Origin of the sequence: Mangrovimonas spongiae (genome assembly GCF_003944795.1) — a bacterium.
Classification (GTDB): domain Bacteria; phylum Bacteroidota; class Bacteroidia; order Flavobacteriales; family Flavobacteriaceae; genus Mangrovimonas; species Mangrovimonas spongiae.
The window spans coordinates 147,095-161,740 of the sequence record NZ_RWBG01000004.1 but is presented as its reverse complement, the minus strand read 5'-3'; the positions used below and the strand labels follow the sequence as shown (position 1 = coordinate 161,740).

11 protein-coding genes and 5 tRNA genes are annotated in these 14,646 nt (G+C 36.1%); all 16 read right to left on the bottom strand.

Features of this window, described 5'->3' with window-relative positions:
- Positions 1 to 31 precede the first annotated feature (31 nt).
- Positions 32 to 4,333, bottom strand: coding sequence for a DNA-directed RNA polymerase subunit beta' (gene rpoC / locus EJA19_RS09710; RefSeq protein WP_125468177.1), 4,302 nt, complete (start codon positions 4,331 to 4,333; stop codon positions 32 to 34).
- A gap of 84 nt (positions 4,334 to 4,417) precedes the next feature.
- Positions 4,418 to 8,230, bottom strand: coding sequence for a DNA-directed RNA polymerase subunit beta (gene rpoB / locus EJA19_RS09705; RefSeq protein WP_125468176.1), 3,813 nt, complete (start codon positions 8,228 to 8,230; stop codon positions 4,418 to 4,420).
- Positions 8,231 to 8,356: 126 nt separating this feature from the next.
- Positions 8,357 to 8,734 carry a 50S ribosomal protein L7/L12 gene (gene rplL, locus EJA19_RS09700; RefSeq protein ID WP_125468175.1) on the bottom strand — a complete coding sequence of 126 codons (378 nt, stop codon included), beginning with the start codon at positions 8,732 to 8,734 and terminating at the stop codon, positions 8,357 to 8,359.
- Positions 8,735 to 8,802: 68 nt separating this feature from the next.
- Positions 8,803 to 9,324 (bottom strand): 50S ribosomal protein L10, encoded by a 522-nt coding sequence (gene rplJ, locus EJA19_RS09695; RefSeq protein WP_125468174.1) that lies wholly within the window; start codon positions 9,322 to 9,324, stop codon positions 8,803 to 8,805.
- Positions 9,325 to 9,338: 14 nt separating this feature from the next.
- Positions 9,339 to 10,037, bottom strand: coding sequence for a 50S ribosomal protein L1 (gene rplA, locus EJA19_RS09690; protein WP_125468173.1), 699 nt, complete (start codon positions 10,035 to 10,037; stop codon positions 9,339 to 9,341).
- A gap of 16 nt (positions 10,038 to 10,053) precedes the next feature.
- Positions 10,054 to 10,494 carry a 50S ribosomal protein L11 gene (gene rplK / locus EJA19_RS09685; RefSeq protein ID WP_125468172.1) on the bottom strand — a complete coding sequence of 147 codons (441 nt, stop codon included), beginning with the start codon at positions 10,492 to 10,494 and terminating at the stop codon, positions 10,054 to 10,056.
- 71 nt (positions 10,495 to 10,565) lie between these two features.
- Positions 10,566 to 11,120: a transcription termination/antitermination protein NusG gene (gene nusG, locus EJA19_RS09680; RefSeq protein WP_125468171.1), complete on the bottom strand. Its 555-nt coding sequence runs from the start codon at positions 11,118 to 11,120 to the stop codon at positions 10,566 to 10,568.
- Positions 11,121 to 11,123: 3 nt separating this feature from the next.
- On the bottom strand, positions 11,124 to 11,321 hold the full coding sequence (gene secE, locus EJA19_RS09675; RefSeq protein WP_125468170.1) for a preprotein translocase subunit SecE: 198 nt from the start codon (positions 11,319 to 11,321) through the stop codon (positions 11,124 to 11,126).
- A 16-nt stretch (positions 11,322 to 11,337) separates the two neighbouring features.
- Positions 11,338 to 11,410: transfer RNA gene (locus EJA19_RS09670), tRNA-Trp, on the bottom strand.
- 61 nt (positions 11,411 to 11,471) lie between these two features.
- Positions 11,472 to 12,659, bottom strand: a complete 1,188-nt coding sequence (tuf, locus tag EJA19_RS09665) for an elongation factor Tu (RefSeq protein ID WP_125468169.1) — start codon at positions 12,657 to 12,659, stop codon at positions 11,472 to 11,474.
- A 65-nt stretch (positions 12,660 to 12,724) separates the two neighbouring features.
- Positions 12,725 to 12,796 (bottom strand) — tRNA-Thr (locus tag EJA19_RS09660).
- Positions 12,797 to 12,861: 65 nt separating this feature from the next.
- Positions 12,862 to 12,934: transfer RNA gene (locus EJA19_RS09655), tRNA-Gly, on the bottom strand.
- Between the two features lie 60 nt (positions 12,935 to 12,994).
- Positions 12,995 to 13,077: transfer RNA gene (locus EJA19_RS09650), tRNA-Tyr, on the bottom strand.
- A 36-nt stretch (positions 13,078 to 13,113) separates the two neighbouring features.
- Positions 13,114 to 13,187 (bottom strand) — tRNA-Thr (locus EJA19_RS09645).
- A gap of 111 nt (positions 13,188 to 13,298) precedes the next feature.
- Positions 13,299 to 13,601 carry a ribosome hibernation-promoting factor, HPF/YfiA family gene (hpf, locus tag EJA19_RS09640; RefSeq protein ID WP_125468168.1) on the bottom strand — a complete coding sequence of 101 codons (303 nt, stop codon included), beginning with the start codon at positions 13,599 to 13,601 and terminating at the stop codon, positions 13,299 to 13,301.
- Positions 13,602 to 13,640: 39 nt separating this feature from the next.
- Positions 13,641 to 14,531, bottom strand: coding sequence for a tyrosine-type recombinase/integrase (locus tag EJA19_RS09635; protein WP_125468167.1), 891 nt, complete (start codon positions 14,529 to 14,531; stop codon positions 13,641 to 13,643).
- Between the last annotated feature and the right edge of the window lie 115 nt (positions 14,532 to 14,646).

The window sequence follows — 14,646 nt, the reverse complement described above, 5'->3', positions numbered from 1 at the left end:
ATCCCGCACTAGGCGGGATTTAATTTATGTATTAATTAAAATTAACTTCTTGTTTAGCTTGCATCATTTCATCAAACTCTTCTTTAGAACCCACTATAATGTTGCTGTAAGTTCTCATTCCTGTACCTGCAGGAATTCGGTGTCCAACAATAACATTTTCTTTAAGTCCTTCAAGCGTATCAACTTTACCGTTAACAGCTGCTTCGTTAAGTACTTTTGTTGTTTCCTGGAACGATGCTGCAGAAATAAATGATTTAGTTTGAAGCGAAGCTCTAGTAATACCTTGTAAGATAGGTGTTGCTGTTGCTGGTTTTGCATCACGAGCTACAACAAGCTGTTTATCTTCACGACGTAAAATAGAGTTTTCATCTCTTAAATCTCTAGGCGAAATAATTTGACCTGCCTTAAGATTTTCTGAATCTCCTGCTTCTTCTACTACTTTCATTCCAAACATGGCATCATTTTCCTCGATAAAGTCTGATTTATGAACTAATTGATCTTCTAAGAATGTTGTATCACCAGAGTCGATAATTTTAACCTTACGCATCATTTGTCTTACAACAACCTCGAAGTGTTTATCGTTAATTTTCACCCCTTGTAAACGATATACTTCTTGTACTTCGTTTACTAAGTATTGTTGTACTGCTGATGGTCCTTGGATATTTAAAATATCGTTTGGTGTAATAGAACCGTCTGATAATGGCATACCTGCTTTTACAAAATCGTTTTCTTGTACAAGAATTTGATTTGATAATTTTACAAGGTATTTCTTAATTTGACCTGCTTTAGATTCTACAATAATCTCACGGTTACCACGCTTAATTTTACCAAAAGAAATTACACCATCAATCTCACTCACTACTGCTGGGTTAGATGGGTTACGTGCTTCGAATAACTCGGTTACACGTGGTAAACCACCGGTAATATCACCTGCCTTAGCCGATTTACGTGGTATTTTAACTAAGATTTTTCCTATCTTAATCTTATCACCATCATCAACCATTAAGTGAGCCCCTACTGGTAAGTTGTAAGATCTGATAACTTCGCCTTTTGAATCTTCAATATGAAGCGTTGGAATAAGTTTCTTATTTCTAGTCTCAGAAATCACTTTTTCTTGGAATCCGGTTTGCTCATCAATCTCTACTTGGTAAGTCACCCCTTGTTCAAGGTTTTCATATTTTACTTTACCAGCAAATTCTGAAATAATAACACCGTTATATGGATCCCATTGACAAACCACATCACCTTTAGATAGTTTTTGACCATCTTTTACAAATAAGGTCGATCCATAAGGAATATTATTGGTGCTTAATGTAATACCTGTTTTCTTATCGACAAGTTTAAGTTCAGACGTTCTTGAGATAACGATATCTATTTCGTTACCGTCTTGATCTTCACCTTTAACGGTTTTAAGATCTTCGATTTCGGCTACACCATCGTGCTTAACAATTAACTTGTTTTCTTCTGAAATGTTACCTGCAATACCACCCACGTGGAATGTACGGAGTGTTAACTGTGTACCAGGCTCACCAATAGATTGAGCTGCTACAACACCAACGGCTTCACCTTGCTGTACCATTTTACCAGTTGCTAAGTTTCTTCCGTAACATTTAGCACAAATTCCTTTCTTAGCTTCACATGTTAATGGCGAACGAACCTCGACAGTTTCAACCGCAGAAGCTTCAATTTTCTTGGCTATGTCTTCGGTAATTAAATCGTCTGCAGATACCAATAATTCATCTGTAATAGGATCTGTGACATCGTTTAATGATACACGACCTACTATTCTATCTTTTAATGGTTCTACAACTTCGTCATTTTTCTTTAATGGCGATACTTCAACACCTCTTAACGTACCACAATCTTCGCTATTTACAATAACGTCTTGTGATACATCTACTAAACGACGTGTTAAATAACCAGCATCGGCTGTTTTAAGTGCGGTATCGGCAAGACCTTTACGAGCACCGTGAGTTGAGATAAAGTATTCTAAAATTGAAAGTCCTTCTTTAAAGTTAGAAAGAATTGGATTCTCAATAATCTCGCCACCTCCAGCATTCGATTTTTTAGGTTTAGCCATCAGACCACGCATACCTGTAAGCTGACGAATCTGTTCTTTCGATCCACGAGCTCCAGAATCAAGCATCATAAACACTGAGTTAAATCCTTGTTGGTCTTCGCGAATACGCTTCATAGACAACTCGGTTAACTCGGCATTAGTCGATGTCCAAATATCAATAACTTGGTTATAACGTTCGTTATTTGTAATTAATCCCATGTTATAGTTTGCCATAATACCATCTACTTGCTTGTTAGCAGAGTCTATCATGGTATGTTTTTCAGCTGGGATAATAATATCACCTAAACTAAACGACAATCCTCCTTGGAAGGCGAAATTATAACCTAAAGATTTTATTTTATCTAAGAACTCGGCTGTTTCTGGCACTGACGTTGCTTTTAATATATCACCAATAATGTTTCTTAGCGATTTTTTAGTCAATACTGCATTTATAAATCCAGCTTGTTCTGGTACATTTTGATTAAATAACACACGACCAACTGTAGTTTCTACAATTTGCATGACAAGTTTACCTTCGTCATTAAAGTCTAGTGTTCTTACTTTTATAGAAGCATTAAGGTCTACACGTTTTTCGTTGTATGCAATAACAACTTCTTCATCTGAATAGAATGTTAACCCTTCACCTTTAATTGGGTGGTCTTTGGTTGACTTTCTTTCTTTAGTCATATAATAAAGACCAAGAACCATATCCTGAGATGGTACGGCTATTGGCGATCCATTTGCAGGGTTTAAGATATTATGAGAGGCTAACATTAATAGTTGCGCTTCTAGAATAGCTTCTGGCCCTAATGGTAAGTGAACCGCCATTTGGTCACCATCGAAATCGGCATTAAATGCCGTACATACTAATGGGTGTAATTGAATAGCTTTACCTTCAATTAATTTTGGCTGGAACGCTTGAATACCTAAACGGTGTAAGGTAGGAGCACGGTTTAGTAATACAGGATGTCCTTTTAATACGTTTTCAAGAATGTCCCATACAACTGGCTCTCTTCTATCTATAATCTTTTTAGCAGACTTAACTGTTTTTACAATACCTCTCTCTATTAGTTTTCTAATAACGAATGGTTTGTAAAGTTCGGCTGCCATGTTTTTAGGAAGACCACATTCAAATAATTTTAATTCTGGTCCTACAACAATTACAGAACGCGCCGAGTAATCAACACGTTTTCCTAATAAGTTTTGACGGAAACGTCCTTGCTTACCTTTTAAAGAATCAGATAACGATTTTAATGGTCTGTTAGAATCTGTTTTTACCGCAGAAGATTTACGTGTGTTATCGAATAACGAATCTACAGATTCTTGTAACATACGTTTTTCGTTACGTAGGATTACTTCTGGCGCTTTAATTTCAACTAGACGCTTTAAACGGTTATTACGGATGATAACACGACGGTATAAGTCGTTAAGGTCTGATGTTGCAAAACGGCCTCCATCTAATGGTACTAATGGACGTAATTCTGGTGGAATTACTGGTACCACTTTCATAATCATCCATTCTGGACGATTCTCTCTATTTTCATTAGATTCTCTTAAAGCTTCAACAACTTGTAAACGTTTTAAAGCTTCGGTTTTACGTTGCTTAGACGTTTCTGTATTTGCTTTATGTCTTAGTTCGTAAGACAGTTCATCTAAATCTATTCTTGATAATAGCTCTATTAAACATTCAGCTCCCATTTTAGCGATAAACTTGTTAGGGTCTGAATCTTCTAAATATTGATTTTCTTGAGGAATAGTTTCAAGAATATTTAGGTATTCTTCCTCTGTAAGGAAGTCCATTTTTTGTAATGGATCGCCTTCGGCATTTTTAGCAATACCTGGTTGAATTACTACGTATCTTTCGTAGTAAATAATCATATCTAACTTCTTAGAAGGTAACCCTAAAAGGTAGCCTATTTTATTTGGTAACGAACGGAAATACCAAATATGAGCTACTGGTACAACTAAGTTAATGTGCCCTACGCGATCGCGACGTACTTTCTTTTCTGTAACTTCTACGCCACAACGGTCGCATATAATGCCTTTATATCGGATACGCTTATATTTTCCACAAGCACATTCGTAATCCTTTACAGGACCAAAAATACGCTCACAGAATAAACCATCTCTTTCTGGTTTGTGAGTTCGATAATTAATAGTTTCTGGCTTTAAAACCTCACCTCTTGACTCTGCTAAAATAGATTCTGGTGACGCTAAACCAATGGAGATTTTATTAAATCTCTTTACTGTATTCTTATCTTGTTTTCTTGCCATAATATATGGTACTATCGAATTATTTGTAAACTTATGATTCCTAGAAACTCCTAAAGATTATACTTTAGGAGTTAAAAGGATGTATTATTCTTCTAATCTGATGTCTAATCCTAGACCTTTCAATTCGTGCATTAATACGTTGAAAGATTCTGGTAATCCTGGTTCTGGCATTGGTTCGCCTTTAACAATACTTTCGTATGTTTTAGCTCTACCAAGAACATCATCAGATTTCACGGTCAATATTTCTCTTAAAGTACTAGATGCACCATAAGCTTCTAATGCCCAAACTTCCATTTCACCAAAACGCTGACCACCAAACTGTGCTTTACCACCTAATGGTTGTTGTGTAATAAGCGAGTATGGGCCAATAGAACGCGCGTGCATTTTATCGTCAACCATGTGACCTAGTTTTAACATGTAGATAACACCTACAGTTGCTGGTTGGTCGAAACGTGATCCTGTTCCACCATCGTAAAGATAGGTATGACCAAATCTTGGAATACCAGCTTCGTCTGTAAAGCCGTTTATTTGATCTAATGTGGCACCATCAAAAATAGGTGTTGCATATTTGCGTCCTAATTTTTGACCTGCCCAACCTAGTACAGTTTCATAAATCTGACCAATGTTCATACGAGATGGTACCCCTAATGGATTTAATACAATATCGACTGGTGTTCCATCTTCTAAGAATGGCATATCTTCATCTCTTACAATACGTGCCACAATACCTTTGTTACCGTGACGACCTGCCATTTTATCTCCTACTTTAAGTTTACGTTTTTTAGCAATATAAACTTTTGCTAATTTGATGATACCTGATGGTAACTCATCTCCTACTGAAATGGTAAATTTCTCACGACGTAAAGCTCCTTGTAAGTCGTTTTCTTTAATCTTATAGTTGTGAATTAAATCGGCAACTAATTTATTTGTGTAATCGTCTGTTGTCCACGTTCCTGTTGTTAGGTGTGTGTAATCATCAACAGAGTTTAACATTTTTTGCGTATATTTCTTACCTTTTGGTAAAACTTCTTCTCCTAAATCGTTAAATACACCTTGAGCAGTTTTACCATTTACAATGGCGTAAAGCTTATCGACTAAGATAGATTTTAACTCGTCGAATTTCACTTCATACTTTTGCTCTAATTGTGCTATATCTTCTTTATCCTTAGCTCTTTTACGCTTGTCTTTTATAGCTCTAGCGAAAAGTTTTTTATCGATTACAACACCATTTAATGACGGTGATGCTTTTAAAGAAGCGTCTTTAACGTCTCCAGCTTTATCACCAAAGATAGCACGTAATAGCTTTTCTTCTGGTGTAGGATCGCTTTCTCCTTTAGGTGTAATTTTACCAATTAAGATATCGCCAGGTTTAACTTCGGCACCAACGCGAATCATTCCGTTTTCATCAAGGTCTTTTGTGGCCTCTTCAGAAACATTTGGTATATCGTTAGTTAACTCTTCGTTACCTAATTTTGTATCTCTTACTTCTAGTGAGTACTCATCAATATGGATTGATGTAAAGATATCTTCACGTACTACTTTTTCTGAAATTACAATCGCATCCTCAAAGTTATAACCTTTCCAAGGCATGAAAGCTACTTTCATGTTTCTTCCTAAGGCAACTTCTCCTTTTTGTGTGGCGTAACCTTCACATAATACTTCGCCCTTCTTAACTTTATCGCCTTTTCTTACAATAGGTTTTAAGTTAATTGAAGTTCCTTGGTTAGTTTTTCTAAACTTAACTAAAGGATACGTTTTTGTTTCGCTATCGAAACTTACTTTAGCTTCGTCTTCTGTTCTATCATATCTGATAGTGATTTTTTGAGCATCTACATACTCTACAACACCATCTCCTTCAGCATTAATTAGTACTCTAGAATCTGATGCGACTTGACGTTCTAATCCGGTTCCAACAATAGGTGCATCTGGACGTAATAATGGTACGGCTTGACGCATCATGTTAGATCCCATTAAGGCACGGTTGGCATCATCATGCTCTAAGAACGGAATTAACGACGCCGATATAGAAGCAATTTGGTTAGGAGCAACATCTGTGTAGTGTACCTGATTTGGTTCTACTACTGGAAAATCGCCTTCCATTCTTGCAATTACCTTATCGTGTACAATTTTACCATTATCATCTACTTCTACAGTAGCTTGAGCAATCATTTGCTCTTCTTCTTCCTCTGCACTTAGGTAAATTGGTTTTCCTTTAATATCTACAACACCATCTTCTACTTTTCTATAAGGTGTTTCAATGAATCCCATAGAGTTTACTTTCGCATAAACCGAAAGTGATGATATAAGTCCAATGTTTGGACCTTCTGGTGTTTCGATAGGACATAAACGACCATAGTGTGTATAGTGAACGTCACGAACCTCGAAACCTGCTCTTTCTCTTGATAAACCTCCAGGGCCTAAAGCTGATAAACGACGTTTGTGAGTAATCTCGGCTAATGGATTGGTTTGATCCATAAATTGAGATAACTGGTTTGTACCAAAGAAAGAATTGATAACAGAAGATAAGGTCTTCGCGTTAATCAAATCTATTGGTGTAAACACTTCGTTATCACGAACGTTCATACGTTCACGAATAGTACGTGCCATACGAGCTAAACCAACACCAAATTGCGATGATAATTGTTCACCTACGGTACGTACACGACGGTTTGATAAGTGATCGATATCATCTATCTCTGCTTTAGAGTTTATAAGCTCGATTAAATACTTTATAATAGTAATGATATCTTCTTTGGTAAGCACTTGCTTATCCATGCCAATATCAAGACCTAATTTTTTGTTCATTCTGTAACGACCTACTTCCCCTAAAGAGTAACGTTGGTCACTAAAGAATAATTTATCTATAATACCACGCGCAGTTTCTTCGTCTGGCGGCTCGGCATTACGTAATTGACGGTAAATATGTTCTACAGCTTCTTTCTCAGAGTTTGTAGGATCTTTTTGAAGTGTATTATGAATAATGGCATAATCTCCTTGTTGTGCACTTTCTTTATGTAAAAGAATTGTTTTTACGTTTGTTTCAAGGATTTCTTCAATATTATCTTTATCTAGTACCGTATCACGGTCTAGAACTATTTCGTTACGCTCGATAGATACTACTTCTCCTGTATCTTCATCTACGAAGTCTTCGTGCCATGTGTTAAGTACACGAGCAGCTAATTTACGTCCTAAGACTTTCTTTAATCCAGATTTAGAAACTTTTACTTCTTCTGCTAAATCAAAGATTTCAAGAATATCTTTATCTCTTTCAAAGCCAATGGCTCTAAATAATGTTGTTACAGGTAATTTTTTCTTACGGTCGATGTAAGCATACATTACGCTGTTAATATCTGTTGCAAATTCAATCCAAGATCCTTTAAAAGGAATAACTCTGGCAGAATACAACTTGGTTCCATTTGCGTGGAAAGACTGTCCGAAGAAAACTCCTGGCGAACGGTGTAATTGCGATACTACAACACGTTCTGCTCCATTAATAACAAATGTTCCACTAGGTGTCATGTAAGGGATTGTTCCTAAGTACACATCCTGGACAATGGTTTCGAAATCTTCATGTTCAGGGTCTGTACAGTACAATTTAAGTCTAGCCTTAAGTGGCACGCTATAGGTAAGTCCTCTTTCTATACATTCTTCTATGGTATATCTTGGAGGGTCGACAAAGTAATCTAAAAATTCTAATACGAACTGATTACGGGTATCTGTTATTGGGAAATTTTCCATGAAGGTATTGTAAAGCCCTTCGTTTCCTCTTTCTTCAGATTTAGTTTCTAACTGGAAAAAATCCTGGAAGGATTTAATCTGAATATCCATAAAGTCTGGATATTCTGTTCTATTGATAATAGAAGAGAAATTTAATCTTTCAGCTTGTTTTGCTAACATCAATGGACGGAATTTAGATTAAAAAAAATGAATGCGCGTACACTTACTTTTATATACGCAAAATGGTCTAGGTCATATCCCGCTTTTGGGATAGACCTAAACCTTTAAAGTTTTGGGTTGTTAAGCTTACTTAAGCTCAACCTCTGCACCAGCTTCCTCTAATTGAGTTTTTAAAGCTTCTGCTTCGTCTTTTGCAATACCTTCTTTGATTGGGCTTGGAGCGTCATCAACTAAACCTTTTGCTTCTTTTAATCCTAAACCAGTTAATTCTTTAACTAATTTTACTACTGCTAATTTAGAACCACCAGCGGCTTTAAGGATTACATCAAATTCAGTTTGCTCTTCAGCAGCTTCACCACCACCAGCAGCAGCGCCACCAGCAACAGCTACAGCAGCAGCTGCAGGCTCAATACCGTATTCTTCTTTTAAAATATCAGCTAACTCATTAACTTCTTTTACTGATAAGTTAACTAATTGTTCTGCGAAATCTTTTAAATCTGCCATTTTTCTATCGTTTTAATGTGTGTTTTTAATTTAAATATAATTGTGTAAAAAGTGCGTACTCTTTTGGTTTATCCTTCTTTTTCGGATAATGTTTTTAAGATACCTGCTAACTTGCCACCGCCAGATTGAAGTGCTGAAATAACATTCTTCGCTGGAGATTGTAATAAGCCAATGATATCACCAATAACTTCTTCTTTAGATTTGATCTCAACTAAAGTATCAAGTTGTTCGTCTCCTAAGTAAATAGCCTCTTCGATAAAAGCACCTTTTAAAAGTGGTCTATCTGACTTTTTACGGAAATTCTTAATTACTTTTGCTGGAGCATTTCCAGTTTCAGAATACATTACTGAGGTGTTACCTTTTAATGTAGAAGGTAAATCGCCAAAGTCTTTTTCTGATGATTCCATTGCTTTTGCAAGCAAGGTATTTTTAACTACTGCTAGTTTTACGTTTGCTTTAAAGCAAGCGCGTCTTAAGTTTGAAGTACTTGCTGCATCTAAACCTGAGATATCGGCTAAATAAATATTAGCAGATTCGGCTAATTGTGCAGTTAGGTCTTCAATTACTTGTGATTTTTCTTCTCTTGTCATAATAAAAGTTTTAACTACTTAACCGACCAGTTTTTAGTATCTACAGCTACACTAGGACTCATTGTACTAGACATAAAAATACTTTTTACATAAGTACCTTTTGCAGCAGTTGGTTTAAGTTTCATTAATGTTTGTAATAACTCGTTTGCGTTACCTGCTATTTTCTCAGCATCGAAAGATGCTTTTCCTATAGAGGCGTGTACAATTCCGGTCTTATCAACTTTAAAGTCAATTTTACCAGACTTCACATCGTTTACTGCTTTAGCAACATCCATAGTTACCGTACCTGTTTTTGGGTTAGGCATTAATCCTCTTGGCCCTAAAATACGTCCTAGAGGTCCTAATTTACCCATAACACTTGGCATGGTTATTATAACGTCTACGTCTGTCCAACCACCTTTAATTTTATCAAGGTATTCGTCTAAACCTACGTAATCTGCTCCAGCTTCTTTAGCTTCGGCCTCTTTATCTGGCGTTACTAATGCTAAAACTTTAACGTCTTTTCCTGTACCATGTGGTAATGTTACAACACCTCTTACCATTTGATTAGCTTTTCTTGGATCTACTCCTAAACGAACTGCTAAATCTACAGAGGCATCAAACTTGGCGTTTGTGATGTCTTTTACTAATGCAGATGCTTCAGCGATAGAATAAAGTTTTCCTTTTTCTATTTTTGCTAAAGCTTCTTTTTTCTTTCTTGTTAATCTTGCCATTTAATAATTTTTTAGATTAATTAGGGGCTTCGCCTCCTTTTACAGTTATCCCCATAGATCTTGCTGTCCCAGCCACCATTCTCATGGCAGAATCGATTGTAAATGCATTTAAATCTTGCATTTTATCTTCAGCTATGGCTCTAACTTGATCCCAAGAAACTTTAGCTACTTTTTTTACATGAGGTTCTCCTGAACCTTTCTTCACCTTGGCCGCTTCTAATAATTGTACAGCAGCAGGAGGCGTTTTGATTACAAAGTCGAATGATTTATCTGAATAAACAGAAATCACAACTGGTAATACTTTACCTTGTTTATCTTGGGTTCTTCCGTTAAATTGCTTACAGAACTCCATGATATTAACTCCTGCGGCACCTAAAGCGGGTCCAACCGGTGGCGAAGGATTCGCGGCACCTCCCCTAACTTGTAGTTTAACTACTTTACTTAACTCTTTTGCCATTTTAATTAATTTAATTTGATACAAGCCTTAATTATGGAAGCAAAGGTTGCATCTATATCATGTAACAATTATTATACTTTTTCTACTTGCATATAGCTTAGTTCTAATGGTGTTTTTCTTCCAAAAATTTTCACCATGACTTCTAGCTTACGCTTTTCTTCGTTTATTTTTTCAATGGTACCATCAAATCCGTTGAAAGGTCCATCGATAACTTTTACGGTTTCACCAACTTTGTAAGGTATCGCTACATTAACATCAGCTTCTACAGCTAGCTCATCTACCTTACCTAACATTCTGTTTACTTCAGATTGTCTTAATGGTACTGGATCACCGCCTTTGGTTTCACCTAAAAAGCCAATAACATTAGTTACAGACTTAATAATATGTGGTATTTCACCTGTTAAGTTAGCCTGTATCATAATGTAACCAGGAAAATATACTTTTTCCTTGTTTATTTTTTTTCCGTTACGGATTTGGATGACCTTTTCCGTTGGAACTAAAACTTGGTCTACATAATCCTCTAAACCTAGTCGAGCAATTTCATTCTCTATATAGGTTTTTATTTTATTTTCCTGACCACTAACGGCTCTAACCACATACCATTTTTTCTCGCTCACTTCAGACATATTCTAACCGTTAATCCATTTAAAATAAAAGCCAACAACCTTACTAAAAACAGTATCTACTCCCCAGATTGCTAGAGAAAAGATAATTGAAAACACTGCTACTAACACTGTTAAACTTTGTCCTTCTGACCAAGTTGGCCATGTTACATGGTGTTTTAGTTCTTCGAAAGATTCTTTAATATATTTTACAATTCCAGCCATTGTATTATTTTATTTGCACGGGTTGAGAGGCTCGAACTCCCGACACCTGGTTTTGGAGACCAGTGCTCTACCAACTGAGCTAAACCCGTAAATACAAGTCAAGGCATTTCGATTTATCGAAACACCTTAACCTATATATTAAACTTTTAATTAGTCTAAAATCTCAGTTACCTGACCAGCACCAACTGTTCTACCACCTTCACGGATTGCGAAACGTAAACCTTGGTTTAGTGCAATTGGCTGAATTAAATCAACAGTAATAGTTAAGTTATCTCCTGGCATAACCATCTCAACTCCATCAGGTAAGTTAATGTTACCTGTTACATCAGTTGTACGTACGTAGAACTGTGGACGGTAGTTGTTATGGAATGGTGTGTGACGACCACCTTCTTCTTTTTTAAGGATATAAACCTCTGCTTTAAATTTAGCGTGAGGAGTAATTGATCCTGGCTTACAGATTACCATACCACGACGGATATCTGTTTTCTCGATACCTCTTAATAAGATACCTACGTTATCACCAGCTTCACCTCTATCTAATATTTTACGGAACATCTCAACACCTGTAATAGTAGATGTTAATTTTTCAGCTCCCATACCAATAATCTCTACAGGATCTCCAGTGTTTGCAACACCAGTTTCGATACGTCCAGTTGCTACTGTACCACGACCTGTAATAGAGAATACATCTTCTATTGGCATTAAGAAATCTTTATCGGTATCACGTACTGGCTCTTCAATCCAGTTATCAACAGCCTCCATTAATTCCATTACTGTATCTACCCATTTTTGCTCACCGTTAAGTGCACCTAAAGCAGAACCAGAAATTACAGGACCATTATCACCATCGTATTCGTAGAAAGATAATAAATCTCTAACTTCCATATCAACAAGCTCTAAAAGCTCTTCGTCATCTACTAAATCTACTTTGTTTAAGAAAACAACAATACGAGGAATACCTACCTGACGTCCTAAAAGGATGTGCTCACGTGTTTGTGGCATAGGACCATCTGTAGCAGCTACCACTAAGATAGCACCATCCATTTGCGCAGCACCAGTTACCATGTTTTTTACGTAATCGGCGTGACCTGGACAGTCAACGTGTGCATAGTGACGGTTAGCTGTTTGGTATTCTACGTGAGATGTATTAATTGTAATACCTCTTTCTTTTTCTTCTGGAGCATTATCGATAGTATCGAAATCTCTTTGCTCAGATAAACCTGCGTTAGCTAATACTGTAGTAATTGCTGCAGTTAAAGTTGTTTTACCGTGATCTACGTGTCCAATTGTACCTATATTTAAGTGCGGTTTGGAACGATCAAAAGTTTCCTTTGCCATGTTTGTAAAATTTAATCTTAGTTATATAATAATATTAGTGTAAAAACAAAATTTATTCCTAGCAGAGCCAATGACGGGATTTGAACCCGTGACCTCTTCCTTACCAAGGAAACGCTCTACCCCTGAGCTACACCGGCTTAAAAGTTCAAAGTTTAAAGCTCAAAGTTTCGCTTTGAAGTTTTAAACGACACTCAAAGTTTAGAGCGGGAGACCGGGTTCGAACCGGCGACATTCAGCTTGGAAGGCTGACGCTCTACCAACTGAGCTACTCCCGCAATTCTCAACTTAAATAATTTCTTATTTTTTTGAGTTTTCCGTTTTCACGGAAATTTTTGTGGGGAGAGCAGGATTCGAACCTGCGAAGTTAAAAAACAACAGATTTACAGTCTGTCCTCGTTGGCCGCTTGAGTATCTCCCCAATGTTTGGTATAATTCAGTATTTCTTAGAACTTAGAGCCGATGGAGGGACTCGAACCCACGACCTGCTGATTACAAATCAGCTGCTCTAGCCAGCTGAGCTACATCGGCTTTTTTATTGACTTTTTTTGCCTAAAAAAAGCCCGCTATTTCTAACGGACTGCAAATGTATATATTTATTTTCTTATTCAAAACATTTTTTAAAAAATTTTCATTAAAATTTTACAAATAAGATTTTAACTTGCCTTTACGCCTTTTTAATTGCCTTTCTAATGAGGCTACAGCCATATCTGTTCCCTCTTCAAAACTCTTACATTGTTTCTTTACAATTAAGCTATCTCCTGGCACACTAACTCTTGCTTCAAAAATTTTATTTTCTTTATCGCTGGTATTTTCTACTTTTAAATAAACATCTGATTGAATTATCTTATCGTAAAACAAATCTAACTTATCCATGCGTTTTTGAATAAAATCTATCAACTTTCTATCGGCAGAAAAATTGACTGACTGCGTGTTTACTTTCATATTTTTAATTGTTTTAAGGGTTAGACATAAGATTTAATGCTATTTATTACTTCTTGGATGGGCATTTAGATAGACTTTTTTAAGCTCAGCAATACTGTTGTGTGTGTATATTTGTGTAGCAGCTAAGCTGGAGTGCCCTAAAAGTTCTTTAACAGCATTTAAATCGGCTCCTTGATTTAATAAATGCGTCGCAAAAGAGTGCCTTAATATATGTGGGCTTTTTTTAACCTTTGCAGACGCTTTACTAAAATACTCATTAATTGTTCTGTAAACAAGAGTTTCATAAATTTTAACGCCATTTTTGGTTAAAAATAAATGGTCGGAATCTTGAATTGTATTTAATGATTCGCGTTTCTCGAGGTATAATTTTATGGTTTCTATGACTTTAGTTAGCAATGGCACATAACGTTCTTTATTTCGCTTTCCCACAACCTTTAACATTTTATTAGGCAAGTCTAAATCGGGAAGTTTTAGTTCGATTAATTCAATACGACGCATGCCAGTTGAGTAGAACAATTCGATTATTAAACGGTCTCTTAAGCCTTCAAAGTCGTCTTCAAAATGTAATTCATCAAGAACGGTAGCAACTTCGGCCTCGGAAAATGGTACTTGTATTTTTTTGCTTGTTTTTAAAGCTTTGTGTTTGGCTAATGGATTGGATGCTACGTCGCCAATTTTTAGTAGAAATTTATAGTAGGAGTTTAAGGCTGATATTTTTCGGTTTATACTCCTATTTGATATACCGTCTTCTACCATAAGAACAATCCAGCTTCGTATTTGCGAATAGTTAACTTCAACCATATTATTTGTGTCGCAGTTCTCTTTTAGAAATGCTAAAAAATTCTCCAAGTCGGTTTTATAGGCTTTTACCGTAAGCTTAGAGTATTTTTTTTCTAGTAATAAATAATCTAAAAAGGGGTGAAAAGGCATTTATTCTTATTTAGTATAGCAATATAATGATATTAACTATAAAATGAAAGGCTGCATTATCGCAGGAATTGTTTTATTTACTATTCATTTTTTCCATCGATGAAAAAACGAATCA

Excerpts from the sequence above, each read along its gene's own strand:
- rpoC (WP_125468177.1), bottom strand. The coding sequence starts at position 4,333 with ATGGCAAGAAAACAAGATAAGAATACAGTAAAGAGATTTAATAAAATC.
- rpoB (WP_125468176.1), bottom strand. The coding sequence starts at position 8,230 with ATGTTAGCAAAACAAGCTGAAAGATTAAATTTCTCTTCTATTATCAAT.
- rplL (WP_125468175.1), bottom strand. The coding sequence starts at position 8,734 with ATGGCAGATTTAAAAGATTTCGCAGAACAATTAGTTAACTTATCAGTA.
- rplJ (WP_125468174.1), bottom strand. The coding sequence starts at position 9,324 with ATGACAAGAGAAGAAAAATCACAAGTAATTGAAGACCTAACTGCACAA.
- rplA (WP_125468173.1), bottom strand. The coding sequence starts at position 10,037 with ATGGCAAGATTAACAAGAAAGAAAAAAGAAGCTTTAGCAAAAATAGAA.
- rplK (WP_125468172.1), bottom strand. The coding sequence starts at position 10,494 with ATGGCAAAAGAGTTAAGTAAAGTAGTTAAACTACAAGTTAGGGGAGGT.
- nusG (WP_125468171.1), bottom strand. The coding sequence starts at position 11,120 with ATGTCTGAAGTGAGCGAGAAAAAATGGTATGTGGTTAGAGCCGTTAGT.
- secE (WP_125468170.1), bottom strand. The coding sequence starts at position 11,321 with ATGGCTGGAATTGTAAAATATATTAAAGAATCTTTCGAAGAACTAAAA.
- tuf (WP_125468169.1), bottom strand. The coding sequence starts at position 12,659 with ATGGCAAAGGAAACTTTTGATCGTTCCAAACCGCACTTAAATATAGGT.
- hpf (WP_125468168.1), bottom strand. The coding sequence starts at position 13,601 with ATGAAAGTAAACACGCAGTCAGTCAATTTTTCTGCCGATAGAAAGTTG.
- EJA19_RS09635 (WP_125468167.1), bottom strand. The coding sequence starts at position 14,531 with ATGCCTTTTCACCCCTTTTTAGATTATTTATTACTAGAAAAAAAATAC.